Origin of the sequence: Pseudomonas moraviensis, assembly GCF_900105805.1 — a bacterium.
In the GTDB taxonomy this organism is placed as follows: domain Bacteria; phylum Pseudomonadota; class Gammaproteobacteria; order Pseudomonadales; family Pseudomonadaceae; genus Aquipseudomonas; species Aquipseudomonas moraviensis_A.
This window is the reverse complement of sequence record NZ_LT629788.1, coordinates 5,010,732-5,035,300: the sequence shown is the minus strand read 5'-3', so window position 1 is coordinate 5,035,300 and position 24,569 is coordinate 5,010,732. Positions and strand designations below refer to the sequence as shown.

Annotated in this window: 16 protein-coding genes, 2 tRNA genes and 4 rRNA genes; 12 read left to right on the top strand and 10 right to left on the bottom strand. The window is 57.4% G+C overall.

What is annotated here, in order from left to right; all coding sequences use genetic code 11:
* Positions 1 to 45 precede the first annotated feature (45 nt).
* Positions 46 to 2,550, top strand: a complete 2,505-nt coding sequence (locus BLU71_RS22680; RefSeq protein ID WP_083353934.1) for a TonB-dependent siderophore receptor — start codon at positions 46 to 48, stop codon at positions 2,548 to 2,550.
* Positions 2,551 to 2,625: 75 nt separating this feature from the next.
* Positions 2,626 to 3,804: a PepSY-associated TM helix domain-containing protein gene (locus tag BLU71_RS22675; RefSeq protein ID WP_083353933.1), complete on the top strand. Its 1,179-nt coding sequence runs from the start codon at positions 2,626 to 2,628 to the stop codon at positions 3,802 to 3,804.
* Positions 3,805 to 3,869: 65 nt separating this feature from the next.
* Here BLU71_RS22675 and rrf (BLU71_RS22670) read toward each other — a convergent pair.
* The 8 genes from rrf (BLU71_RS22670) to BLU71_RS22635 all read right to left on the bottom strand — a co-directional run bounded on the left by rrf (BLU71_RS22670) (position 3,870) and on the right by BLU71_RS22635 (position 12,364).
* Positions 3,870 to 3,985: ribosomal RNA gene (rrf, locus tag BLU71_RS22670) — 5S ribosomal RNA — on the bottom strand.
* A 105-nt stretch (positions 3,986 to 4,090) separates the two neighbouring features.
* Positions 4,091 to 4,206 (bottom strand): 5S ribosomal RNA (gene rrf / locus BLU71_RS22665).
* 156 nt (positions 4,207 to 4,362) lie between these two features.
* Positions 4,363 to 7,256, bottom strand: a 23S ribosomal RNA gene (locus BLU71_RS22660).
* A gap of 238 nt (positions 7,257 to 7,494) precedes the next feature.
* A tRNA-Ala gene (locus BLU71_RS22655) sits at positions 7,495 to 7,570 on the bottom strand.
* Between the two features lie 10 nt (positions 7,571 to 7,580).
* Positions 7,581 to 7,657: transfer RNA gene (locus tag BLU71_RS22650), tRNA-Ile, on the bottom strand.
* 123 nt (positions 7,658 to 7,780) lie between these two features.
* A 16S ribosomal RNA gene (locus BLU71_RS22645) occupies positions 7,781 to 9,317 on the bottom strand.
* The 16S, 23S and 5S rRNA genes sit together here with 2 tRNA genes alongside, the layout of an rRNA operon.
* Before the next feature lie 630 nt (positions 9,318 to 9,947).
* Positions 9,948 to 11,168 carry a CaiB/BaiF CoA transferase family protein gene (locus BLU71_RS22640; RefSeq protein WP_083353932.1) on the bottom strand — a complete coding sequence of 407 codons (1,221 nt, stop codon included), beginning with the start codon at positions 11,166 to 11,168 and terminating at the stop codon, positions 9,948 to 9,950.
* A gap of 14 nt (positions 11,169 to 11,182) precedes the next feature.
* Positions 11,183 to 12,364, bottom strand: coding sequence for an acyl-CoA dehydrogenase (locus BLU71_RS22635; RefSeq protein WP_024015035.1), 1,182 nt, complete (start codon positions 12,362 to 12,364; stop codon positions 11,183 to 11,185).
* A 157-nt stretch (positions 12,365 to 12,521) separates the two neighbouring features.
* On the opposite strand from BLU71_RS22635, the gene BLU71_RS22630 reads away from it, so the two are divergent.
* From BLU71_RS22630 to BLU71_RS22585, 10 genes are all read left to right on the top strand, one after another.
* The gene (locus tag BLU71_RS22630) at positions 12,522 to 13,421 is read left to right on the top strand and encodes a LysR family transcriptional regulator (protein ID WP_042608976.1); all 900 of its coding nucleotides are present in this window, start codon (positions 12,522 to 12,524) and stop codon (positions 13,419 to 13,421) included.
* 436 nt (positions 13,422 to 13,857) lie between these two features.
* Entirely contained in the window at positions 13,858 to 14,979 is a 1,122-nt protein-coding gene (locus tag BLU71_RS22625; protein WP_083353931.1) for a Re/Si-specific NAD(P)(+) transhydrogenase subunit alpha, read from the top strand.
* 15 nt (positions 14,980 to 14,994) lie between these two features.
* Positions 14,995 to 15,315: an NAD(P) transhydrogenase subunit alpha gene (locus BLU71_RS22620; RefSeq protein ID WP_003187417.1), complete on the top strand. Its 321-nt coding sequence runs from the start codon at positions 14,995 to 14,997 to the stop codon at positions 15,313 to 15,315.
* Positions 15,315 to 16,748, top strand: coding sequence for an NAD(P)(+) transhydrogenase (Re/Si-specific) subunit beta (locus BLU71_RS22615; protein ID WP_083353930.1), 1,434 nt, complete (start codon positions 15,315 to 15,317; stop codon positions 16,746 to 16,748). The genes BLU71_RS22620 and BLU71_RS22615 overlap by 1 nt, the downstream gene beginning before the upstream one ends.
* Before the next feature lie 214 nt (positions 16,749 to 16,962).
* A complete protein-coding gene (locus BLU71_RS22610; protein ID WP_083353929.1) occupies positions 16,963 to 18,456 on the top strand; it encodes an acetyl-CoA hydrolase/transferase family protein in 1,494 nt (497 codons plus the stop codon).
* Between the two features lie 320 nt (positions 18,457 to 18,776).
* Positions 18,777 to 18,992: a DUF1127 domain-containing protein gene (locus BLU71_RS22605; protein ID WP_007911656.1), complete on the top strand. Its 216-nt coding sequence runs from the start codon at positions 18,777 to 18,779 to the stop codon at positions 18,990 to 18,992.
* Between the two features lie 332 nt (positions 18,993 to 19,324).
* The gene (locus BLU71_RS22600; RefSeq protein WP_065616475.1) at positions 19,325 to 19,642 is read left to right on the top strand and encodes a DUF2388 domain-containing protein; all 318 of its coding nucleotides are present in this window, start codon (positions 19,325 to 19,327) and stop codon (positions 19,640 to 19,642) included.
* A 108-nt stretch (positions 19,643 to 19,750) separates the two neighbouring features.
* Positions 19,751 to 20,068 (top strand): DUF2388 domain-containing protein, encoded by a 318-nt coding sequence (locus BLU71_RS22595; protein WP_064365263.1) that lies wholly within the window; start codon positions 19,751 to 19,753, stop codon positions 20,066 to 20,068.
* A 27-nt stretch (positions 20,069 to 20,095) separates the two neighbouring features.
* A complete protein-coding gene (locus BLU71_RS22590; protein ID WP_039757071.1) occupies positions 20,096 to 20,416 on the top strand; it encodes a DUF2388 domain-containing protein in 321 nt (106 codons plus the stop codon).
* The gene (locus BLU71_RS22585; RefSeq protein WP_083353928.1) at positions 20,413 to 22,374 is read left to right on the top strand and encodes a DUF4105 domain-containing protein; all 1,962 of its coding nucleotides are present in this window, start codon (positions 20,413 to 20,415) and stop codon (positions 22,372 to 22,374) included. Before BLU71_RS22590 ends, BLU71_RS22585 begins: the two co-directional genes overlap by 4 nt.
* Before the next feature lie 56 nt (positions 22,375 to 22,430).
* Here BLU71_RS22585 and trpA read toward each other — a convergent pair whose 3' ends face one another.
* Together trpA and trpB are read right to left on the bottom strand one after the other, a co-directional pair.
* Positions 22,431 to 23,240 (bottom strand): tryptophan synthase subunit alpha, encoded by an 810-nt coding sequence (gene trpA / locus BLU71_RS22580; protein ID WP_083353927.1) that lies wholly within the window; start codon positions 23,238 to 23,240, stop codon positions 22,431 to 22,433.
* Entirely contained in the window at positions 23,240 to 24,472 is a 1,233-nt protein-coding gene (trpB, locus tag BLU71_RS22575) for a tryptophan synthase subunit beta (protein WP_016772302.1), read from the bottom strand. The genes trpA and trpB overlap by 1 nt, the downstream gene beginning before the upstream one ends.
* Between the last annotated feature and the right edge of the window lie 97 nt (positions 24,473 to 24,569).

The window sequence follows — 24,569 nt, the reverse complement described above, 5'->3', positions numbered from 1 at the left end:
TAAGCACTTCAACTCAGCCCTCGCGACTGCCTACGGAAATCCATGATGACTGTCCGCGCTACTTGTAAGAACCCTCTGAATTTCACTGCAGAATCGACACTGCTGCGCCATGCGGTGCGGGCAGCCCTGCTGTCCACCGCGCTGGGTGTCAGCGTATTACCAAGCCTGAGTCTGGCCGCCAACCCTGCCGGCACCGAGGTCAGCCACCGCTACAACATTGCTGCCGGGCCACTGGGCGAGGCGTTGAATCAGTTTGCCCGGCAGGCCGGCATCACCTTGTCGATGACGCCGCAACAGACCCAGGGTCAGCAATCCCCGGGCGTGCAGGGCGAATATTCGACCGATCAGGCCTTGAGTCATTTGCTCGGCGGCTCGGGACTGGAAGCCGTCAGCCAGGACGGCAGCAGCTACATCCTGCGCCCGCTCGCCGAAAGCGAAGCACTGGCCTTGCCGACTACCGACATCAAAGGTTTTGCTCTCGGCAATGCGCTGGGCAGCATGGCCGGCTACAACGCCACGCACAGCCAGATCGCCACCAAGACCAGTACCGCGTTGCTGGAAACCTCGCAGAGCGTATCCGTGGTCACGCGCGAGCAAATGGATGACCAGGGCTCGCAAACCGTCTCGCAAGCGATGCGCTACACCCCGGGCGTGCTGACCAACCCATACGGCGCCACGCATCGGTATGACTACGTGGCGATGCGCGGTTTCAACGACGGCTCGGTGGACAACATCTACCTCGACGGCCTCAAGTCGATGGGCGACAGCGGCACCTACAGCACCATGCAGGTCGATCCGTATTTCCTCGAACGCGTGGATATTCTCAAAGGCCCGTCGTCCGTGCTGTACGGCCGCAGCTCACCCGGCGGTCTGGTCGCACTCACCAGCAAAAAACCGTTGTACGAGGCATACCACCAGGTGCAGGCCACCGTTGGGACACAAGGCCAGCGTGGGGTTGGTTTTGACTTCAGTGGCCCGGTCGATGACGACAAGCGCATTGCTTATCGTCTGACCGGATTGAGCGATCAGTCCGACACGCAATTCGACCACAACAAGGAAAAACGCTTCGCTCTCGCCCCGACGTTGAGCATCGATTTCACTGAAGATACCTCGCTGACCCTGCAGGCCTATCTACAGCATGATCCGGACGGCGGCTACCACGGCGGCGTTCCGGCGGACGGCACGATCCATCAGCGAAATGGCGGCCGTATCTCGCCGCGCTTCTTCGAGGGCGAGCCGGGGATCGATGGTTATTCCCGTGACCAGCAGTCGTTCGGCTACCAGTTCGAACACCGATTCAACGACGTCTTCACCGCCCGGCAGAACTTCCGCTATCTCGACTCCAAAGTGAATATGGATCAGGTCTACGCCTATGGCTGGACCACCCCGACCAGCAACGAACTGAACCGCTATTACACCGGCGGTGATGAGCGCCTGCATGCGTTCATCGTCGACAACATGCTGCAGGCGGAATTCTTTACCGGCGCGACCAAGCATACGGTGCTGATGGGCGCGGATTATCAGCGGCGTAAAACGGTGGTCGACTGGACCAGCGGTGGACTGGCACCGATCAATGCGTTCAATCCGGTGTACGGCAACTCGGCGATCGAGATGTACGGCGAGACCAGCTATCTGCGTCGCCTCGAACAGACCGGTGTGTATCTGCAAGACCTGATCGAGATGGACAAATGGCGCTTCTCGCTGGGTCTGCGTCAGGACTGGGTGGAGACCTCCGATGAAAACCGCATTGCTGAAGCGGGACGTCCTGTTGGTACAGAGATCAATGATCGACGCACGAAACTCACTGGCCGCGCCGGCGCGTTATACCTGTTCGATAACGGTCTGGCGCCCTACATCAGCTACTCCGAGTCGTTCAATCCGAACTCCTATGCAGACAGCGCCGGCAACCCACTGGCCCCCACCGATGGCACGCAGTGGGAAGTCGGATTGAAGTATCAGCCACCAGGCACCGACAACTTGTTCACCGCCTCGCTGTTCCGCATCGATCAGGAAAACCTCGCGACCAAACTGCCCCAGGAGAACTTCTATCGCGCGGTCGGCGCTGTGCGCTCGCAAGGTCTGGAGCTCGAAGCGCACATGCAACTGACCGACAACTTGAAAGTACTCGGCAGTTACACCTTCACTGACATCGAGTATTCCAAATCGATGATCAGCACTTTGAGTACACCGACCGACGTAATCGAGAACAAGGGCAACTCACCCACTCAAGCGCCGCGACACATGGCCTCGCTGTGGGCTGACTACAGATTCGACAGTGCCGCACTTGATGGTCTGCGCCTGGGTGGTGGTGTGCGCTACGTCGGCTCCAGCTGGGCCGATGCCGAGAACACCATGAAGGTGCCCTCCTATACGTTGTTCGACGCGTCGATTGGTTATGACCTGGGCAAGATTGGTTTGAAGGGTGTTGATGTTCGGCTCAATGCGAACAACCTGACCAACGAATCCTATGTCGCGTCCTGCGCCAGTCTGAACTTCTGCTACATGGGCGAAGAACGCAACGTAGCGGCGACCGTCAGCTATCAGTTCTAAAGCATTGTCCTGCGTATAAAAAAGCCAGCGCCTGATCTCAGGGGCTGGCTTTGTCGTTTCTTCGGGGTGTCTTGCATGCGTGCGTTTCTGGTTTTGTTGCATCGTTACATTGGCTTGGCCATTGCGGTGTTTCTATTGTTGGCCGGGCTGACCGGCAGTGTGCTGGCGTTCAATCACGAACTGGATGAATGGCTGAATCCGCAGTTCTTTGAGGCGACGTCAGTCGGTGAGCGCTTGTCGCCGGGCGCGTTGGTGGATGCGGTGCAGACTGCACATCCGAAACTGCAGGTCTGGTACATGGAGTATCCCCATGAGGCGGGGCATACGGCGCTGCTGGCGGCAGTTCCACGCAACGATCCTGCGACGGGCCAGCCGTTCGATGAACGCAATCAAGTGTTCTATCTGGACCCGGTCAGCGCGGAGCAAAAAGGCGCGCGCTATTGGGGTGAATGCTGTTTTCAGCGGGAGAACCTGATCCCGTTCATTCTGGAGTTTCACTACAACCTGACATTGCCGGGTAACTGGGGATTGCTGTTGATGGGCCTGGTGGCCATCGCGTGGGTGATCGACTGTTTTGTCGCATTGTGGCTGACCTTCCCGCGTGGCAAGCCATTCTGGAAGAAATGGGCTACTGCGTGGAAGGTGAAAAGCGGGCATGCCTACCGCTTGAACTTCGACCTGCACCGCGCCGGAGGATTATGGCTATGGCTGCTGCTGTTGCCGATCGCCGTCAGCAGCGTCGCGATGAACTTGCCTAGTCAGGTGTTCAAGCCTGCTGTTTCGCTATTTTCGCCGATAGAGCCGAGCGTTTATGAAGCCAGAGGGCAAATGCCAGTCGATGAACTGGGGACGACACAGTTGAGCTATCAACAGGTGTACGAAAGGGCATTGCAGGAGGGGAAGCGATTAGGACTGACGGCGGCAATCGGCGAGTTGTATTACAGCTTTGAGTACAACTTCTACGGCGCCGGATTTGGGCAGCACGATACGGACGCACACGGTAAATCCTGGTTGTTCTTTCACGGTACCGATGGCCGATTATTAGGACAGGAAATAGCAGGACAGGGCACGCTTGGGGAGCAGTTCTTCCGACTCCAGTTGCCGATACATGGGGGACGGATCATCGGGGTGACAGGGCAGATAATGATCGCAGTATTGGGTGTGTTGATTGCGGGGTTGTCAGGGACGGGGGTTTATATCTGGTGGCGCAAGTGGCAGGCAAGACGCAGCAGCAAGGCCCGTAAAACAGCCTGATCTTTGTACACGCTTAAATGACAAAACCCCTGTCTGCGTTAGCAGACAGGGGTTTCGGAATTCAATCTTGACGATGACCTACTCTCACATGGGGAAACCCCACACTACCATCGGCGATACATCGTTTCACTGCTGAGTTCGGGATGGGATCAGGTGGTTCCAATGTTCTATGGTCGTCAAGAAATTCTTTATCTGGCCCGTCAACACGGTAACAAGCCAGCAAAAACAGGAACTTCTACTAAAACAAAACCCCAACTGCTTTCGCAATTGGGGTTTCGGAATTTAATCTTGACGATGACCTACTCTCACATGGGGAAACCCCACACTACCATCGGCGATGCATCGTTTCACTGCTGAGTTCGGGATGGGATCAGGTGGTTCCAACGCTCTATGGTCGTCAAGAAATTCGGGTACTGAGTCGTGACCAGATGGCCTCGCTTCAGCAAATTGGGTATGTGACAGCTGTCGGTGTTTGTGCGCTTCGAACTTTCGGTTCGTTTCGTCTTCACACACCGCAATCTGGTGCCTTCTCAGGTCAGCAAATTGCTTGGGTGTTATATGGTCAAGCCTCACGGGCAATTAGTATTGGTTAGCTCAACGCCTCACAGCGCTTACACACCCAACCTATCAACGTCGTAGTCTTCGACGGCCCTTCAGGGAACTCAAGGTTCCAGTGAGATCTCATCTTGAGGCAAGTTTCCCGCTTAGATGCTTTCAGCGGTTATCTTTCCCGAACATAGCTACCCGGCAATGCCACTGGCGTGACAACCGGAACACCAGAGGTTCGTCCACTCCGGTCCTCTCGTACTAGGAGCAGCCCCTCTCAAATCTCAAACGTCCACGGCAGATAGGGACCGAACTGTCTCACGACGTTCTAAACCCAGCTCGCGTACCACTTTAAATGGCGAACAGCCATACCCTTGGGACCGGCTTCAGCCCCAGGATGTGATGAGCCGACATCGAGGTGCCAAACACCGCCGTCGATATGAACTCTTGGGCGGTATCAGCCTGTTATCCCCGGAGTACCTTTTATCCGTTGAGCGATGGCCCTTCCATACAGAACCACCGGATCACTAAGACCTACTTTCGTACCTGCTCGACGTGTCTGTCTCGCAGTCAAGCGCGCTTTTGCCTTTATACTCTACGACCGATTTCCGACCGGTCTGAGCGCACCTTCGTACTCCTCCGTTACTCTTTAGGAGGAGACCGCCCCAGTCAAACTACCCACCATACACTGTCCTCGATCCGGATAACGGACCTGAGTTAGAACCTCAAAGTTGCCAGGGTGGTATTTCAAGGATGGCTCCACGCGAACTGGCGTCCACGCTTCAAAGCCTCCCACCTATCCTACACAAGCAAATTCAAAGTCCAGTGCAAAGCTATAGTAAAGGTTCACGGGGTCTTTCCGTCTAGCCGCGGATACACTGCATCTTCACAGCGATTTCAATTTCACTGAGTCTCGGGTGGAGACAGCGCCGCCATCGTTACGCCATTCGTGCAGGTCGGAACTTACCCGACAAGGAATTTCGCTACCTTAGGACCGTTATAGTTACGGCCGCCGTTTACCGGGGCTTCGATCAAGAGCTTCGCGTTAGCTAACCCCATCAATTAACCTTCCGGCACCGGGCAGGCGTCACACCCTATACGTCCACTTTCGTGTTTGCAGAGTGCTGTGTTTTTAATAAACAGTCGCAGCGGCCTGGTATCTTCGACCGGCATGAGCTTACGGAGCAAGTCCTTCACCCTCACCGGCGCACCTTCTCCCGAAGTTACGGTGCCATTTTGCCTAGTTCCTTCACCCGAGTTCTCTCAAGCGCCTTGGTATTCTCTACCCAACCACCTGTGTCGGTTTGGGGTACGGTTCCTGGTTACCTGAAGCTTAGAAGCTTTTCTTGGAAGCATGGCATCAACCACTTCGTCACCCAAAGGGTAACTCGTCATCAGCTCTCGGCCTTAAGATCCCGGATTTACCTAAGATCTCAGCCTACCACCTTAAACTTGGACAACCAACGCCAAGCTGGCCTAGCCTTCTCCGTCCCTCCATCGCAATAACCAGAAGTACAGGAATATTAACCTGTTTTCCATCGACTACGCTTTTCAGCCTCGCCTTAGGGACCGACTAACCCTGCGTCGATTAACGTTGCGCAGGAAACCTTGGTCTTTCGGCGTGGGTGTTTTTCACACCCATTGTCGTTACTCATGTCAGCATTCGCACTTCTGATACCTCCAGCAAGCTTCTCAACTCACCTTCACAGGCTTACAGAACGCTCCTCTACCGCATCACCCGAGGGTGATACCCGTAGCTTCGGTGTATGGTTTGAGCCCCGTTACATCTTCCGCGCAGGCCGACTCGACTAGTGAGCTATTACGCTTTCTTTAAAGGGTGGCTGCTTCTAAGCCAACCTCCTAGCTGTCTAAGCCTTCCCACATCGTTTCCCACTTAACCATAACTTTGGGACCTTAGCTGACGGTCTGGGTTGTTTCCCTTTTCACGACGGACGTTAGCACCCGCCGTGTGTCTCCCATGCTCGGCACTTGTAGGTATTCGGAGTTTGCATCGGTTTGGTAAGTCGGGATGACCCCCTAGCCGAAACAGTGCTCTACCCCCTACAGTGATACATGAGGCGCTACCTAAATAGCTTTCGAGGAGAACCAGCTATCTCCGAGCTTGATTAGCCTTTCACTCCGATCCACAGGTCATCCGCTAACTTTTCAACGGTAGTCGGTTCGGTCCTCCAGTCAGTGTTACCTAACCTTCAACCTGCCCATGGATAGATCGCCCGGTTTCGGGTCTATTCCCAGCGACTAGACGCCCTATTAAGACTCGCTTTCGCTACGCCTCCCCTATTCGGTTAAGCTCGCCACTGAAAATAAGTCGCTGACCCATTATACAAAAGGTACGCAGTCACAGAACAAAGTCTGCTCCCACTGCTTGTACGCATACGGTTTCAGGATCTATTTCACTCCCCTCTCCGGGGTTCTTTTCGCCTTTCCCTCACGGTACTAGTTCACTATCGGTCAGTCAGTAGTATTTAGCCTTGGAGGATGGTCCCCCCATATTCAGACAAAGTTTCTCGTGCTCCGTCCTACTCGATTTCATGACTAAGAGATTTTCGCGTACAGGGCTATCACCCACTATGGCCGCACTTTCCAGAGCGTTCCGCTAATCTCAAAGCCACTTAAGGGCTAGTCCCCGTTCGCTCGCCACTACTAAGGGAATCTCGGTTGATTTCTTTTCCTCAGGGTACTTAGATGTTTCAGTTCCCCTGGTTCGCCTCTTGCACCTATGTATTCAGTACAAGATAACCATCTTATGATGGCTGGGTTCCCCCATTCAGACATCTCCGGATCAAAGTCTGTTTGCCGACTCCCCGAAGCTTTTCGCAGGCTACCACGTCTTTCATCGCCTCTGACTGCCAAGGCATCCACCGTATGCGCTTCTTCACTTGACCATATAACCCCAAGCAATCTGGTTATACTGTGAAGACGACATTCGCCGAAAATTCGAATTTCTCAACTAAGAGAACTCACAAATTTTACCTTAGCCTGATCCGTTACCAGTGAAAGTAACGTTCAGTCTATCTTTCTATCACATACCCAAATTTTTAAAGAACGATCCAGTCAAAAGACTAGAAATCAATATTCACTACGAATATTCATTTCTAAACTCTGTAACGGCGAAGCAGTTTATGGTGGAGCCAAGCGGGATCGAACCGCTGACCTCCTGCGTGCAAGGCAGGCGCTCTCCCAGCTGAGCTATGGCCCCATAACAAAATTGGTGGGTCTGGGCAGATTCGAACTGCCGACCTCACCCTTATCAGGGGTGCGCTCTAACCAACTGAGCTACAGACCCAATTTCGAGCTTGTAACTGTTAGCTCAGAGCTATCAGCTTGGAGCTTAAAGCTGCTTCTATCGTCTTCTTCAATGAATCAAGCAATTCGTGTGGGAGCTCATGCAGCAGCTGATGTCGTCGATTAAGGAGGTGATCCAGCCGCAGGTTCCCCTACGGCTACCTTGTTACGACTTCACCCCAGTCATGAATCACACCGTGGTAACCGTCCTCCCGAAGGTTAGACTAGCTACTTCTGGTGCAACCCACTCCCATGGTGTGACGGGCGGTGTGTACAAGGCCCGGGAACGTATTCACCGCGACATTCTGATTCGCGATTACTAGCGATTCCGACTTCACGCAGTCGAGTTGCAGACTGCGATCCGGACTACGATCGGTTTTATGGGATTAGCTCCACCTCGCGGCTTGGCAACCCTTTGTACCGACCATTGTAGCACGTGTGTAGCCCAGGCCGTAAGGGCCATGATGACTTGACGTCATCCCCACCTTCCTCCGGTTTGTCACCGGCAGTCTCCTTAGAGTGCCCACCATAACGTGCTGGTAACTAAGGACAAGGGTTGCGCTCGTTACGGGACTTAACCCAACATCTCACGACACGAGCTGACGACAGCCATGCAGCACCTGTCTCAATGTTCCCGAAGGCACCAATCCATCTCTGGAAAGTTCATTGGATGTCAAGGCCTGGTAAGGTTCTTCGCGTTGCTTCGAATTAAACCACATGCTCCACCGCTTGTGCGGGCCCCCGTCAATTCATTTGAGTTTTAACCTTGCGGCCGTACTCCCCAGGCGGTCAACTTAATGCGTTAGCTGCGCCACTAAGAGCTCAAGGCTCCCAACGGCTAGTTGACATCGTTTACGGCGTGGACTACCAGGGTATCTAATCCTGTTTGCTCCCCACGCTTTCGCACCTCAGTGTCAGTATCAGTCCAGGTGGTCGCCTTCGCCACTGGTGTTCCTTCCTATATCTACGCATTTCACCGCTACACAGGAAATTCCACCACCCTCTACCATACTCTAGCTTGCCAGTTTTGGATGCAGTTCCCAGGTTGAGCCCGGGGATTTCACATCCAACTTAACAAACCACCTACGCGCGCTTTACGCCCAGTAATTCCGATTAACGCTTGCACCCTCTGTATTACCGCGGCTGCTGGCACAGAGTTAGCCGGTGCTTATTCTGTCGGTAACGTCAAAATTGCAGAGTATTAATCTACAACCCTTCCTCCCAACTTAAAGTGCTTTACAATCCGAAGACCTTCTTCACACACGCGGCATGGCTGGATCAGGCTTTCGCCCATTGTCCAATATTCCCCACTGCTGCCTCCCGTAGGAGTCTGGACCGTGTCTCAGTTCCAGTGTGACTGATCATCCTCTCAGACCAGTTACGGATCGTCGCCTTGGTGAGCCATTACCTCACCAACTAGCTAATCCGACCTAGGCTCATCTGATAGCGCAAGGCCCGAAGGTCCCCTGCTTTCTCCCGTAGGACGTATGCGGTATTAGCGTTCCTTTCGAAACGTTGTCCCCCACTACCAGGCAGATTCCTAGGCATTACTCACCCGTCCGCCGCTGAATCCAGGAGCAAGCTCCTTTCATCCGCTCGACTTGCATGTGTTAGGCCTGCCGCCAGCGTTCAATCTGAGCCATGATCAAACTCTTCAGTTCAAACATCTTTGGGTTTTTAAGAAACCCTAAACTTGGCTCAGCAATCGTTGGTTACATCTTTGATTTCTCGCGGAGTAACTTGTGATGCTGATAATCTTGTTGACTATCAGTCTGACTGCACAAGCACCCACACGAATTGCTTGATTCAGTTGTTAAAGAGCGGTTGGTTAAGATCTTTCGTCTCAACCGAGGCGCGCATTCTACAGCAGCCTCATTTGCTGTCAAGTGATTATTTTCAGAAGTTTTCGAAGAATTCTTCAACAACTTCAACCACTTGCGCTTCCGATCTCTCGTTAGCGGGAGGCGAATTCTACAGCGTTAATCGCTGCTGTCAACACCTCTTTTTCTCCGCTTTCGACCGAGAAGATCGAACCGTTAAAAGAGCCAACATCACTGCTCTTTCAACTCCTTCCAGGCTTCGATGATCTGAAGCGAGCTGCTGTCGAAAACTGCGTAACTCTTTGAATCTCAAGGAGTTTTCCGTTTCGACTGCGCCGGAAGTGGGGCGAATTATAGACCTCTGGAATCTGCCGTCAACCGTTAATTTCGCTTTTCTTTCAACAACTTGCAGATTGGCTAAAAAACAGCCAATCGAAAGAGAAATCAGTGCCCTCTATATAGAAGAAAGACTCAGAGGACTCCTTCTACCTTAAGTGCAGCCACCGCACCCGCCCCCAGCCCCAACACTCGCTGAAGAACCTCCAGCGTATGTTCCCCTAATAAAGGAGGCGCATACCGATACTCGACCGGCGTCTCCGATAACCGGATCGGACTGGCTACCTGCGGCACCATGCCCGCCAGCGCATGCGGCAACTCGATAGCCAGACCGCGCGCCTTCACCTGCGGATCCTCGAACACCTGCGCCAGATCATTGATCGGCCCACAAGGCACGCCCGCCTGTTCCAGTTGAGCAACCCACTCGGCCGTCGTCTTGAAGACCGTCGCCTGGCGGATCAAGGGGATCAACACTGCGCGGTTCGCCACCCGCAGTTTATTCGTCGCGAAGCGAGGATCATCCGCCCACTGCGGTTGCCCAGCGACTTCGGCGAACTTGCGGAATTGCCCGTCATTACCCACGGTGAGGATGAAGTCGCCATCCGCCGTAGGAAAATCCTGATAAGGCACGATGTTGGGATGCGCATTGCCCAGCCGCTTTGGGGCATTGCCCGTGGTCAGGTAATTCATGGCCTGATTGGCCAGACACGCAACTTGCACGTCCAGCAACGCCATATCGATGTGCTGGCCACCACCGTCGTGATCGCGATGAGCCAATGCCGCGAGGATCGCCACGGTCGAATAAAGCCCGGTGAGGATATCCGTCAGCGCCACGCCCACCTTCACCGGTCCGGCGCCTTCGTCTCCTTCGGGGCGGCCGGTCAGGCTCATCAAGCCGCCAAGGCCCTGGATCATGAAGTCATACCCTGCGCGCTTGGCGTAAGGACCGGTCTGGCCGAAGCCGGTGATGGAGCAATAGATCAGATTCGGGTTGAGTGCCTTCAGCGACTCATAGTCCAGACCATACGCCGCCAGACCGCCAACCTTAAAGTTCTCGATCAGAATGTCCGACTTCACCGCCAGGTCGCGCACCAGCTTCTGCCCTTCAGGCCGGGTGAAGTCGATGGTGACCGATTGCTTGTTGCGGTTGGCCGACAGGTAATAGGCAGCTTCCGACGTGTTCTCGCCGTAAACGTCCTTAAGGAAGGGCGGCCCCCAGGCCCGAGTGTCGTCACCATTACCCGGGCGCTCGACCTTGATCACTTCGGCGCCAAGGTCGGCGAGTATCTGTCCGGACCACGGCCCGGCCAACACGCGCGATAAATCCAGTACCCGTAGATGCGACAGCGCGCCCATGGTCCGCCCCCCTATTAATAGAACGCCTGCAGACCGGTTTGCGCGCGCCCGAGGATCAGCGCGTGAACGTCGTGGGTACCTTCATAGGTATTCACCACTTCCAGATTGACCAGGTGACGGGCCACGCCGAATTCATCAGAGATGCCATTGCCACCGAGCATGTCGCGCGCCATCCGCGCGATATCCAGCGACTTGCCGCAGGAGTTGCGCTTCATGATCGAAGTGATCTCAACGGCGGCGGTGCCTTCGTCCTTCATCCGCCCCAGCCGCAGGCAGCCTTGCAGCGCCAGAGTGATCTCGGTCTGCATGTCGGCGAGTTTCTTCTGCACCAGTTGCGTCGCGGCCAATGGGCGGCCGAATTGCTGACGGTCCAGAGTGTATTGGCGCGCGGTGTGCCAGCAAAACTCGGCGGCGCCCAGCGCGCCCCAGGAAATGCCGTAGCGTGCGGAGTTGAGGCAAGTGAATGGACCTTTCAGACCACGGACGTCCGGGAAGATGTTTTCTTCTGGCACGAACACGTTGTCCATGACGATCTCGCCGGTGATGGAAGCGCGCAGGCCGACCTTGCCGTGGATCGCCGGAGCGCTCAGGCCTTTCCAGCCTTTCTCCAGAACGAAGCCACGAATGTCGCCGGCGTCGTCCTTGGCCCACACCACGAATACGTCGGCGATCGGGCTGTTGGTAATCCACATTTTCGCGCCGGTCAGGCTGTAGCCACCATCGACCTTGCGCGCCCGGCTAATCATCGCGCCCGGATCAGAACCGTGGTTCGGCTCGGTCAGGCCAAAGCAACCGATCCATTCGCCGGAAGCCAGTTTCGGCAGGTACTTCTGTTTCTGTGCTTCGGTACCGAATTCGTTGATCGGCACCATCACCAGTGAGGACTGCACACTCATCATCGAGCGATAGCCGGAGTCGACGCGCTCGACCTCACGGGCAATCAGGCCGTAGCTGACATAGTTCAGACCGCTGCCGCCGTATTGCTCCGGAATGGTCGCGCCGAGCAGGCCCACTTCACCCATCTCCCGAAAGATTGCAGGGTCAGTCTTCTCATGACGGAAAGCTTCGAGTACACGCGGCGCCAGGCTCTGCTGAGCGAACTGCGCGGCGGTGTCGCGGATCATCCGCTCTTCTTCGGTGAGCTGTTGATCCAGCAGCAGGGGATCGATCCAGTTGAAGCTAGCTTTACCGCCCATGGGTGTGCCCTCGCAATCGGGTGAATTAACGTGGCATTGATCCTAGGCGCGGTTCGCCATCGCGGCAAACGAGGATTTTGCATTCTGTTGTGCTAATTTCTCACTCCGAACCGTCGCGAAATGCCATTTATGCGGCGTATTAGTGAGGTTGACGTACATGCGCAGGAAGATACCCAGCACCACTGCCTTGATCAGTTTCGAAGCCGCCGCGCGCCACGAGAGCTTTACACGCGCAGCGGAAGAGCTTTCCCTCACCCAAGGCGCCATTTGCCGACAGATCGCCAGCCTTGAAGACTTCCTCAGCGTGGAACTGTTCCGACGCTCGCGACGTGGAGTGAAACTGACTGAGGCGGGCCTTTCCTACAGCCGCCGGGTGGCGACTCAGCTCGACGCAGTGGAGCGCGACACGCTCTCGGTGATGGGCCAGCAAGGCACCAACGTCATCGAGCTCGCCGTCGTCCCGACCTTCGGCACGCAATGGCTGCTGCCTCGCCTCAAGGATTTCCAGCTCAAGCACCCGGAAGTGACCGTCAACCTGACCAACCGCACCCGGCCGTTCCTGTTTGCCGACACCGAATTCGATGCCGCGATCTACTTCGGTGATGCCGACTGGTCGGGTACTGAATCCCACAGGTTGATGGGCGAGAATCCGATGCCGGTGTGCAGCCCCGCCCTGCTCGGCAATCGCAAGCAGATGACAGCTGCAGCCATCGCTGAACTACCGCTGCTGCAGCAAACCACCCGACCTTACGCCTGGCGCCAGTGGTTCAACTCGCAGCAGTTGAATATCCCTCGCGACATGACAGGTCCCCGCTACGAGCTATTCTCCATGCTTGCCCAGGCAGCCATGCACGACATGGGCGTCGCGCTGATTCCGCCGTTTCTGATCCAGCGCGAGCTGGCCGAGAAACGTTTGGTGGTTGCCAACCCTCAAGCGCTCCCCAGCATCAAGGCGTATTACCTGATGATTCCGGAGAGAAAGGTCGAATCAGCATCGCTAAAGGCATTTCGCGACTGGCTGGTAAACCAGGCGCGAAGCTACAGCCTAGAAGAATAAAGGCTCTCGGCAATACCTAACCCCGTAGTCAGATAATTGAAAGCCCTACAGATATAACTATTTGTCGCGTTTTCGCAGACTGTATCCGAAAGTCGTACAGACGTCCCACAAGCTGCCAACGGCGTGGCTTTGAGCCTCTACGGGCGACTCATTACTGCCTATTCACGCCACCGATGCGAATTTTTTTCAAATTCAGCCAGAATCCTTGCAAGGCACGGCCTGCAAGGGGTTCAACTGGCCATCTGCGACATTCGGTCACGGCATGACTTGTAGTTAATTTTCCGTCACCCGTCATAATCCCTTGAAGGGCATAAAGTTCGCCTGCAAAATGCCGCGCCCCCCGCCCTGATTCGGCGGGATCGTGCTGATCGGCCGCCCCAGTCGCACCATCCGTAGTGCATGGGTTTACTCAATAAGATCACGCAGGAGATTTGACGTGCACATTGGTGTTCCTCTCGAAACCCAGACCGGTGAAACACGGGTTGCTGCAACCCCGGAAACCATCAAGAAGCTGATCAGCCAAGGCCATAAGGTCACTGTGCAAAGCGGCGCCGGCATCAAAGCCAGTGTCGTCGACAGTGCCTATGAAGCGGCCGGCGCAAGCATTGGCAGCGCCAATGACGCGTTTGGCGCCGAGCTGATTCTCAAGGTGGTCACGCCAAGCGATGCCGAACTGACGCTGATCAAGCGCGGTACGGTGCTGGTGGGCATGCTCAATCCGTTCAACAACGAGACCATCGCAAAAATGGCCGAGTGCGACATTACCGCGTTCGCCCTCGAAGCCGCGCCGCGCACCTCGCGGGCGCAGAGTCTCGATGTGTTGTCGTCGCAGGCAAACATTGCCGGCTACAAAGCGGTATTGCTGGCCGCGCACTACTACCCGCGCTTCATGCCAATGCTGATGACCGCTGCGGGTACGGTGAAAGCGGCGCGCGTGCTGATTCTCGGCGCGGGCGTGGCCGGATTGCAGGCGATTGCCACGGCCAAACGCCTCGGTGCTGTCATCGAAGCGTCCGATGTACGCCCAGCGGTGAAGGAACAGATCGAATCCCTCGGCGCCAAGTTCGTAGACGTGCCTTACGAGACCGATGAAGAACGCGAATGCGCCGTCGGTGTCGGCGGTTACGCACGGCCGATGCCGGCAAGCTGGATGCAGCGTCAGGCCCAGGCCGTGCATGAGCGCGCCAAGCAGGCCGATATCGTCATCACCACCGCACTGATTCCGGGCCGCAAGGCGCCGACGCTGCTCAGCGCCGAGACCGTAGCGCAGATGAAACCGGGTTCGGTGGTCATCGACCTTGCCGCCGCTCAGGGTGGCAACTGCCCGCTGACCGTGGCCGATCAGGTCGTTGTGGAAAACGGTGTAACCATCGTCGGTCCGACCAACCTCGCCGGTGAAGTCGCTGCAGACGCTTCGGCACTGTACGCACGCAACCTGCTGGACTTCCTCAAGCTGGTGTTCACCAAAGAAGGCCAGTTCGACGTCAACCTCGAAGACGACATCGTCGCCGCGTGCCTGATGTGCCGCGACGGCCAAGTCATCCGCAAAAACGCCTAAGCAGGGATTCAGACGATGGAAGAGCTTATCTCCCCCGGTATCTACAACCTGATCATCTTCGTGCTGGCAATTTATGTCGGTTACCACGTGGTCTGGAACGTGACGCCTGCGCTGCACACTCCGTTGATGGCGGTGACCAACGCGATTTCGGCGATCGTGATTGTCGGCGCCATGCTTGCCGCCGCACTCACCGTAACGCCGCTGGGCAAGACCATGGGCACGCTGGCCGTTGCACTGGCGGCGGTCAACGTCTTCGGTGGCTTCCTGGTCACCCGCCGCATGCTTGAGATGTTCAAGAAGAAAGCCCCGAAAGTAAAAGAAGAGGCGCCGAAGTAATGAGCATGAATCTCGTCACGACGCTTTACCTGATCGCGTCGATCTGCTTTATCCAGGCCCTCAAAGGCCTGTCGCACCCGACCACCTCGCGACGCGGCAACCTGTTCGGCATGCTCGGCATGGCGTTGGCCATCCTGACCACCGTCGGCCTCATCTATAAGCTCGGGGCTGAACTGGCTACGGCCGGTATCGGTTACGTCATCGTCGGCTTGCTGGTAGGTGGCACTGCCGGGTCGATCATGGCCAAGCGTGTTGAAATGACCAAGATGCCGGAACTGGTGGCGTTCATGCACAGCATGATCGGCCTCGCGGCGGTGTTCATTGCCATTGCGGCGGTGGTTGAGCCGCAATCGCTGGGTATCGTGAAACAGCTGGGCGACTCGATCCCGGCGGGCAACCGTCTGGAGCTGTTCCTCGGTGCTGCGATCGGCGCGATCACCTTCTCCGGTTCGGTGATTGCCTTCGGCAAGCTGTCGGGCAAATACAAGTTCCGCCTGTTCCAGGGCGCACCGGTACAGTTCTCCGGTCAGCACAAGCTCAATGCGGTGCTGGGTCTGGCGACTCTGGTTCTCGGCCTGACCTTCATGCTCACCGGCAACCTCACTGCCTTCGCACTGATGCTGGCACTCGCATTCGTGATGGGCGTGCTGATCATCATCCCGATCGGCGGCGCCGACATGCCGGTGGTGGTGTCGATGCTCAACAGCTATTCCGGCTGGGCGGCGGCGGGGATCGGTTTCTCGCTGAACAACTCGATGCTGATCATTGCCGGCTCCCTGGTGGGTTCGAGCGGTGCGATCCTCTCGTACATCATGTGCAAGGCGATGAACCGTTCCTTCTTCAATGTACTGCTCGGCGGCTTCGGCAATACGGCAGATGCTGGTCCTGCCGGCGCGAAGGAAGCCCGCCCGGTGAAATCCGGTTCGGCTGATGACGCAACCTTCCTGCTGACCAACGCCGACACTGTGATCATCGTGCCGGGTTACGGTCTGGCGGTAGCGCGTGCTCAACATGCGCTGAAGGAACTGACCGAGAAGCTGACCCACCGTGGCGTGACGGTCAAGTACGCAATCCACCCGGTAGCGGGTCGGATGCCGGGACACATGAACGTCCTGCTCGCCGAGGCAGAAGTGCCTTACGACCAGGTGTTCGAGATGGAAGACATCAACTCTGAGTTCGGCCAGGCCGACGTGGTGCTGGTGCTCGGTGCGAACGATGTGGTCAACCCGGCCGCGAAGAACGATCCGAAGTCGCCGATTGCCGGGATGCCGATTCTCGAAGCGTTCAAAGCCAAGACCATCATCGTCAACAAGCGCTCGATGGCCAGCGGCTATGCCGGCCTGGACAACGAGCTGTTCTATCTGGACAAGACCATGATGGTCTTCGGCGACGCGAAAAAAGTCATCGAAGACATGGTCAAAGCAGTCGAATAATCCGCCGCTGCTATAACGAACGCCCCGACTTGTCGGGGCGTTTTTGTTTGCGTCAGATGACGGACAATTTGCCGCGTTGTTGCAGATCCGGTAACGGTGTTTTACTTGAAACCCGCGAAATAGAGGCCTCGTTTGCGACCTTGGTAGCGGGACAGGCGCCGGCCAAATTCACTAGACTGCGCATCCTGCTACTCGTTGCCCGAGATAATAATCCATGTACCGTGACCGTATTCGCCTGCCTTCGTTGTTGGACAAAGTGATGAGCGCTGCCGACGCCGCTGCTCTGATTGAAGACGGCATGACCGTCGGCATGAGCGGTTTCACCCGCGCCGGCGAAGCCAAGGCCGTGCCCCACGCACTGGCCGAGCGCGCCAAGGTCACGCCCCTGAAAATCAGCCTGATGACCGGCGCCAGCCTCGGCAACGACCTCGACAAGCAATTGACCGAGGCCGGCGTGCTGTCGCGGCGCATGCCGTTTCAGGTCGACAGCACATTGCGCAAGGCAATCAACGCCGGCGAAGTGATGTTCATCGATCAGCATCTTTCCGAAACCGTGGAGCAGTTGCGCAATCAGCAATTGAAGCTGCCGGACATCGCCGTCATCGAAGCAGTCGCCATCACCGAGCAAGGCCATATCGTGCCGACCACTTCGGTGGGCAACTCGGCGAGCTTCGCGATTTTCGCCAAACAGGTAATCGTCGAGATCAACCTGGCGCACAACGCCAACCTCGAGGGCCTGCACGACATCTATATCCCCACGTACCGCCCGACGCGGACGCCAATCCCGCTGGTGAAAGTGGATGATCGTATCGGCAGCACGGCGATTCCGATTCCGCCAGAGAAGATCGTTGCGATTGTCATCACTCAGCAGTCGGACTCGCCGTCCACGGTGTCGGTACCGGACGTCGACACCAACGCCATCGCTGAACATCTGATCACGTTCTTCAAGCAGGAAGTGGCTGCCGGGCGCATGACCAACAAGCTCGGCCCGTTGCAGGCCGGGATCGGCAATATCGCCAACGCGGTGATGTGTGGCTTGATCGACTCGCCGTTCGAAGACCTGACCATGTACTCCGAAGTGCTGCAGGATTCGACCTTCGACCTGATCGATGCCGGCAAGCTGAGCTTTGCTTCGGGCAGCTCGATCACCCTGTCCGAGCGGCGCAACAGCGATGTATTCGGCAACCTGGAGAAGTACAAGGACAAACTGATCCTGCGGCCTCAGGAGATCTCCAATCACCCGGAAGTGGTGCGGCGCCTGGGCATCATCGGCATCAACACCGCGCTGGAGTTCGATATCTATGGCAACGTCAACTCCACCCATGTCTGCGGCACGCGGATGATGAATGGCATCGGCGGCTCCGGCGACTTCGCGCGCAACGCGCATCTGGCAGTGTTCGTGACCAAGTCGATTGCCAAAGGTGGCGCGATTTCCAGCGTGGTGCCGATGGTCAGCCACGTTGACCATACCGAGCACGATGTCGACATTCTGGTGACCGAGGTGGGTCTGGCGGATCTGCGTGGCCTGGCACCACGGGAGCGCGCGCGGGTCATCATTGATAACTGTGTGCACCCGGACTTCCGTCAGGCGCTGAATGATTACTTCACCGCGGCCTGTGCAATCGGTGGCCACACCCCGCACATCCTGCGTGAAGCCTTGAGCTGGCACATCAACCTGGAAGAAACCGGGCGCATGCTGGCGGGGTAACTCGTACAGATAGCCACTGGCGCAAATACGATTTGCATCGGTGGCTATCGACAAGACGCCTGCTCGCCAAAAACTGTACTGCTGTACCGGTCTTTTCCTACAGTAAATCCTTACTGATCTCTCAAAAATGTACGGAAGCGCACCAATAAAGTGCAGACAAGTACAGTTTGCCCAATTTCGACCCATACACCCCGCGTAAACAGTTAACTGGTCACTCACAATACAGTTGAACTGTATCTACAGAGACTAGGCAAACGAGAGGATCATGGGCACCAGTCAAACCACTACCTGATCCCGCCACAAGCGGAAGGATGTCAACCATGGAACGTACACTCAGTTCCGAACTGTTCTTCGAAGACAAAGCCGTAAACACCCAGGCTTCCCTGCCTCTGCGCGTTATCGCCAACCTGATGCTGTGGCAGCGCCGCATCTCCAGCCGCCACCAACTGGCCCGTCTGGATTCGCGTCTGCTGGCCGACGCCGGTATCAGCGAAGCTCAACGCTACGAAGAGCTGAGCAAGCCGTTCTGGCGCTAAGCAGCGTCGCTGGCTCTGGTCGTCAGACCCACCGCCAGCAACCCGAATTGCACAACCAGAACCCGTCGTGGGAAACCACGGCGGGTTTTGTCGTTTCAGGACGCAGAGGATGACTCCAACACGTACCTGAACCGATAAAGGTACAGTTTCAATATTATATGAATTTACAGGTACAGTTCCCGGCCCGGCTTGAGTAAGTGTGGCCACCACTGGGCGAACCGAGTTTGGCAGCCTAATATCCAGGCAGAACGTGGCGAACGCTGCGCGACAGGCGTCTGACTCCTCAGATACCGAGCCACCTCTCACTACGGTTTATCCAAAGGAGTTACATAATGACCCGTCTTCGTCTGCTCAGTGCCGCCGCCCTGCTGGCCGTGGCTGCCAACGCCAGCGCTACCAGCTTCATCGTGACCACCGACTCGATCGTTGGCGCGCTGAAAGCTTCTTCCGACGCCACTTCCGATGTGACCTCCTCGTTCCGTGACGACAAGATCGTGCTTGCCGCTCGTGACGACGCCGCCAGCTTCGTGGCCAGCGAAGGCGATATCCGTGGTGTGAAACTGGAAAGCGCGCTTGATCACATTCGCCATCAGGCGCCACAACTCAGTGCCACCGACGCTCAATTGGCTCAAGCCATTCTGACCCTCTGATCGCTTGCCGCATTGCGGGACACGGCAGCCGTGTCCCGATGTTTCAATGCTGGCTCTGGCCCGGGCATTTGCGCTAGCCTTCAGGCTCGTTAACAGTTGTCGAGTCCCATGCGCTTTCTTCCAAATCTGCTCATCTCTTCTACGTTATTCACCGCCTGCTGGGCGATGTCTGCCAACGCCTTCGATGCTTTCAACGCTTCGACCCAAGGCACGGTTGTCAGCGGTTACGCTACCAGCATGGTGTCTTCTGCGCCGTTCGACCGTAAACTGCTGCTCGCCGCCCATGACGACGCGGCCGCCTTCGTTGCCAGTGACGGTGAATGGCGCGGGGCACGGCTGGAATCGGCGCTGCATTACCTGCGCAAAACCCGGCCAAAACTTCATGCCAGCGACCTTGAACTGGCAGAGGCAATTCTCGTCCAATAGTTATCCTTTTCCTTCCGGAGTCGTTCCATGCGTAGCCCGCTGATTGCTGCCGCCCTTGGCCTGTTTGTGTTGGCCGATGTGGCCCAGGCGCACACCCTGGTAGCCACCAGTAACATCATCGTTCGTGCCTCCCAGCGCACCATCGATTTCACCTCCGATACCACCACGTCGATTCGCGATTCGAAAATCATCCGCGAAGCCCATGATGACGCCGCCAGTTTCGTCGCCAGCAACGGCGACATCCGTGGCGCGCATCTCGAAGCCGCCCTCAACACCTTGCGCACACGCGTGCCGGAAGCGCGCGACGCCAGCGATCAGGTACTCGCCGAAGCCATCCTCGCACTGTGAGGTCCGTTGGCGCCTGGCTGCTGGCCGGGGCGTTGTTGCTGCTTGGCAACAGCGCCCACGCCGCCCTGCAATTGCGGCTCAAGACCGAGGGTCTGAGCCCGGCTCAAGTACAGGCCAGTCAGGCGCTGATCGATGAGGCCATGCACAAGCTGCCGCCGAGTTTCATTGAGCGGCTGGATCGGCGCATCGATGTCGGCTGGACCGATGACATGCCTGCCAACGCTTACGGACAGGCAACGCTGGTCGCCGAACTCGATCTGAATCGCAGGCTGCTCGCCGGGCTCACCGATGGCAGCGCAGCGAAAGCGAAAACCAATCGCCCCCATGGCACTGTGCGTCAGGAACTGCTGGCCACGGTGCTGCACGAAATCACTCATATCTACGACCGCGCGCGGTTATGGCCAAGTGCCGAACGCACGGTGATCCAGCGCTGCACCCGACGCTTCAACAGCGCCGGGCTGATCGGCATTCCCGATGAGTGTCGCGGGCAGAATGGCCGACGCTTCACCATCAGCGACGATCCGCGTCTGCTCGATCTGGCCGGTTGGCAGCAGTACGTCGGCCGCCGTGGCGAGCGTGAACAACACAACCGCCAGATCGCGCGCAGCCCGGACCTTTACGAAATTTCCAGCCCCAAGGAATTCGTCGCGGTCAACATGGAGTATTTCCTCCTCGACCCGAGCTACGCTTGCCGCCGCCCGGCGCTGTATCGCTACTACAAGGAACATTTCGGCTGGGCGCCGCCGGCGCAGGACAGCTGCAGCAAGAGCTTCGCCTTTCTCAATGCCGGCAATGACTTCGCCAAGCAGCCTCTGGGGCAAGTCGATCCGGAACGGGTCTACGCTGTCGATTACCTGCTGGCCGAGGCCAACCAGAACTGGGTCAGCCGCTGGGGCCACAGCATGCTGCGCCTGGTGATCTGCGCCCCCGGCCGCCCGCGCGGTCCGGATTGCCGCCTCGACCTCGATCAGCACCTGGTTTTGTCCTATCGCGCCTTCGTTGGCGACGTGCAGCTGTCGAGCTGGGACGGACTGGTCGGCAAATACCCGTCGCGGCTGTTCGTGCTGCCGCTGGCGCAAGTGATCGACGAGTACACCAAGACCGAGCTGCGCAGCCTCGCTTCGGTGCCGCTGAACCTGTCTCGCGAGGAAATCGAAGGCGTCGTCGAACATGCCGCCGAGATGCACTGGAGCTACGACGGCAACTATTTCTTCCTGTCCAACAACTGCGCCGTGGAAGGCTTGAAACTGTTGCGCAGCGGCAGCAATAACAGCCAGCTTGTCGGCCTCGACAGCATCATGCCCAACGGTTTGCTGGAAGTGCTCAAGGGCCGTGGGCTCGCTGACACCAGTGTGCTCGACGATCCGAAAGAAGCCTTGCGGCTGGGTTACCGCTTCGACTCGTTCCGCGATCGCTATCAGGCGATGTTCGATGTGCTGAAAAAGCAGCTGCCGATCAAGCAGAGCACCGTCGAAGAGTGGCTGTCACTCAGCGCTGAACAACGCCGCGAATGGTTCGACCGCGCCGACCTGCGCACCAGTGCAGCGCTGTTGCTGCTGGAGCAAGCCAGCTTCCGCCGTCAGTTGCTGCTGGCCCAGGATGAGGTCAAACAACGCTACCTCGGCGCGCGGGAGCTGGAGAACGGCGGTATGGACAAAGCCAATGCGACGTTGCAGCAGATCCTTGCCAACAGTGGCTTCCTCAGCCGCCCGGCGGAATTGCTCGATTCCAAAGGTTACGGACTGCCGCAGCCAGACGAGTTCAGCCGACTGGAGGCAGAAAGCAGTCAACGGCAGAAAAAGCTGCTGGCGCTGTCCGGCGACCTCGATACTGAAGTGCGCAAACTGCTCGAACCCAAGCGCGCCGCCGAGATTGCCGCCAGCGAGGCCAATGTGAAGCAGATTGGCGAGCATCTGCGCAAACTGCACAAGGCCTCGGGCGGACTGCAATTGCCCTGACCACAAAAAAGGCTTCAGAACGCCTGTTCTGAAGCCTTTTTGTTTTCCCTGCGGTCTTAGGCGCGAGCGTTGCGCACGCCTTGGGACAGTGCTGAACACAGGCTCAACACGCCATCGATCGCCTGCTCAGGCTTATCGGCACTGGCGATGTGATCGATCAATGCCGACCCCACCACCACACCGTCGGCAAGACGCGCGATGGCAGCAGCCTGCTCCGGCGTACGGATACCGAAACCGATGCTGATCGGCAGGTCGGTGTGCCGACGCAGACGCGCAACGGCTTCTTCCACATGTTCCAGGGTCGCCGCACCGGCGCCAGTGACACCGGCCACCGACACGTAATAGACAAAACCGGAGCTGCCGTTGAGCACGCGGGGCAAACGCGCGTCGTCGGTGGTCGGTGTGGTCAGGCGAATGAAATCCAGCCCGGCAGCCTGCGCCGGATCGCACAGCTCTTCATTGTGCTCTGGCGGCATGTCGACCACGATCAGGCCATCAACGCCCGCCTCTTTGGCTTCGGCGATAAAACGCTCGACGCCGAATTTGTGGATCGGATTGAAGTAGCCCATCAATACCAACGGCGTGTCGCTGTTCCCTTCACGGAACTCGCGAACCATCTGCAGGGTTTTCGCCAGATTCTGCTTCGCCGCCAGCGCACGGATGTTGGCCAACTGAATCGCCGGACCATCGGCCATCGGATCGGTGAACGGCATGCCCAGTTCGATCACATCGGCACCCGCCGCCGGCAAGCCTTTGAGGATCGCCAGCGAAGTGTCGTAGTCAGGATCACCGGCGGTGACAAAGGTCACCAGCGCGGCGCGGTTCTGTTGCTTGAGGTCGGCAAAACGGGTTTGCAGGCGGCTCATCAGTGTTTCTCCTGCTGCGACTGTTGCATATGGTGCATCACGGTTTGCATGTCCTTGTCGCCACGGCCCGAAAGGTTGACCACCATCAGGTGATCCTTCGGCAACTTCGGTGCACGCTTGAACACTTCGGCGAGGGCGTGGGCGCTTTCCAGCGCAGGAATGATCCCTTCCAGGCGGCAGCATTTGTGGAACGCTTCCAGCGCTTCGTCGTCGGTCACCGAGGTGTACTGGACGCGGCCGATGTCGTGCAACCACGCGTGTTCAGGGCCAATGCCGGGATAGTCGAGGCCGGCAGAAATCGAGTGGGCGTCGATGATCTGGCCGTCATCGTCCTGCAGCAGGAAGGTGCGGTTACCGTGAAGAACGCCCGGCACACCGCCGTTGAGGCTGGCCGCGTGCTTGCCGGTTTCGATGCCGTAACCGGCGGCTTCAACGCCGATGATTTCAACGCTTTTGTCGTCGAGGAACGGGTGGAACAGGCCCATGGCGTTGGAGCCGCCACCGATGCACGCCACCAGACTGTCCGGCAGACGACCTTCCTGAGCTTGCAACTGATCGCGGGTTTCCTTGCCGATAACGGCCTGGAAATCGCGGACCATTGCTGGATAAGGGTGTGGGCCGGCCACAGTGCCGATCAGGTAAAAGGTATTGTCGACGTTGGTCACCCAGTCACGCAGGGCTTCGTTCATTGCGTCCTTCAGGGTGCCGGTACCGGCGACAACCGGGATCACTTCAGCGCCGAGCAGCTTCATGCGGAAGACGTTGGCCTGCTGACGTTCAATGTCAGTGGTGCCCATGTAAATCACGCAGTCCAGGCCGAAACGCGCAGCGACAGTGGCCGTGGCCACGCCGTGCATGCCGGCGCCGGTCTCGGCGATGATGCGCTTCTTGCCCATGCGCCGCGCCAGCAGGATCTGGCCGATGCAGTTGTTGATCTTGTGCGCGCCGGTGTGGTTCAGCTCTTCACGCTTGAGATAGATCTTCGCGCCGCCGCAGAATTCGGTCAGGCGTTCGGCGAAATACAACGGGCTCGGACGTCCGACGTAGTCCCGCTGGAAGTAGGCCAATTCTTCTTTGAAGGCCGGATCTTCCTTGGCCGCTTCGTATTCGCGGGCCAGGTCGAGGATCAACGGCATCAGGGTTTCCGCTACATAACGGCCACCGAACGCACCGAACAGGCCGTTGGCATCAGGGCCGTTACGCAGATCAGAGGTGTTCGAAGTCTGGGTCATGGGTCGCTCCAGGTGAATTCGGTCAGAAGACAATGACGCCCACTCTACCCCTGACTTCTCACGCTGAAAACCGATAAGATCGCCACCACCTGTCAGG

Coding starts and splice junctions, on each gene's coding strand:
- BLU71_RS22680 (WP_083353934.1), top strand. CDS start 46: ATGACTGTCCGCGCTACTTGTAAGAACCCTCTGAATTTCACTGCAGAA.
- BLU71_RS22675 (WP_083353933.1), top strand. CDS start 2,626: ATGCGTGCGTTTCTGGTTTTGTTGCATCGTTACATTGGCTTGGCCATT.
- BLU71_RS22640 (WP_083353932.1), bottom strand. CDS start 11,168: ATGGGCGCGCTGTCGCATCTACGGGTACTGGATTTATCGCGCGTGTTG.
- BLU71_RS22635 (WP_024015035.1), bottom strand. CDS start 12,364: ATGGGCGGTAAAGCTAGCTTCAACTGGATCGATCCCCTGCTGCTGGAT.
- BLU71_RS22630 (WP_042608976.1), top strand. CDS start 12,522: ATGCGCAGGAAGATACCCAGCACCACTGCCTTGATCAGTTTCGAAGCC.
- BLU71_RS22620 (WP_003187417.1), top strand. CDS start 14,995: ATGGAAGAGCTTATCTCCCCCGGTATCTACAACCTGATCATCTTCGTG.
- BLU71_RS22615 (WP_083353930.1), top strand. CDS start 15,315: ATGAGCATGAATCTCGTCACGACGCTTTACCTGATCGCGTCGATCTGC.
- BLU71_RS22610 (WP_083353929.1), top strand. CDS start 16,963: ATGTACCGTGACCGTATTCGCCTGCCTTCGTTGTTGGACAAAGTGATG.
- BLU71_RS22605 (WP_007911656.1), top strand. CDS start 18,777: ATGGAACGTACACTCAGTTCCGAACTGTTCTTCGAAGACAAAGCCGTA.
- BLU71_RS22600 (WP_065616475.1), top strand. CDS start 19,325: ATGACCCGTCTTCGTCTGCTCAGTGCCGCCGCCCTGCTGGCCGTGGCT.
- BLU71_RS22595 (WP_064365263.1), top strand. CDS start 19,751: ATGCGCTTTCTTCCAAATCTGCTCATCTCTTCTACGTTATTCACCGCC.
- BLU71_RS22590 (WP_039757071.1), top strand. CDS start 20,096: ATGCGTAGCCCGCTGATTGCTGCCGCCCTTGGCCTGTTTGTGTTGGCC.
- trpA (WP_083353927.1), bottom strand. CDS start 23,240: ATGAGCCGCCTGCAAACCCGTTTTGCCGACCTCAAGCAACAGAACCGC.
- trpB (WP_016772302.1), bottom strand. CDS start 24,472: ATGACCCAGACTTCGAACACCTCTGATCTGCGTAACGGCCCTGATGCC.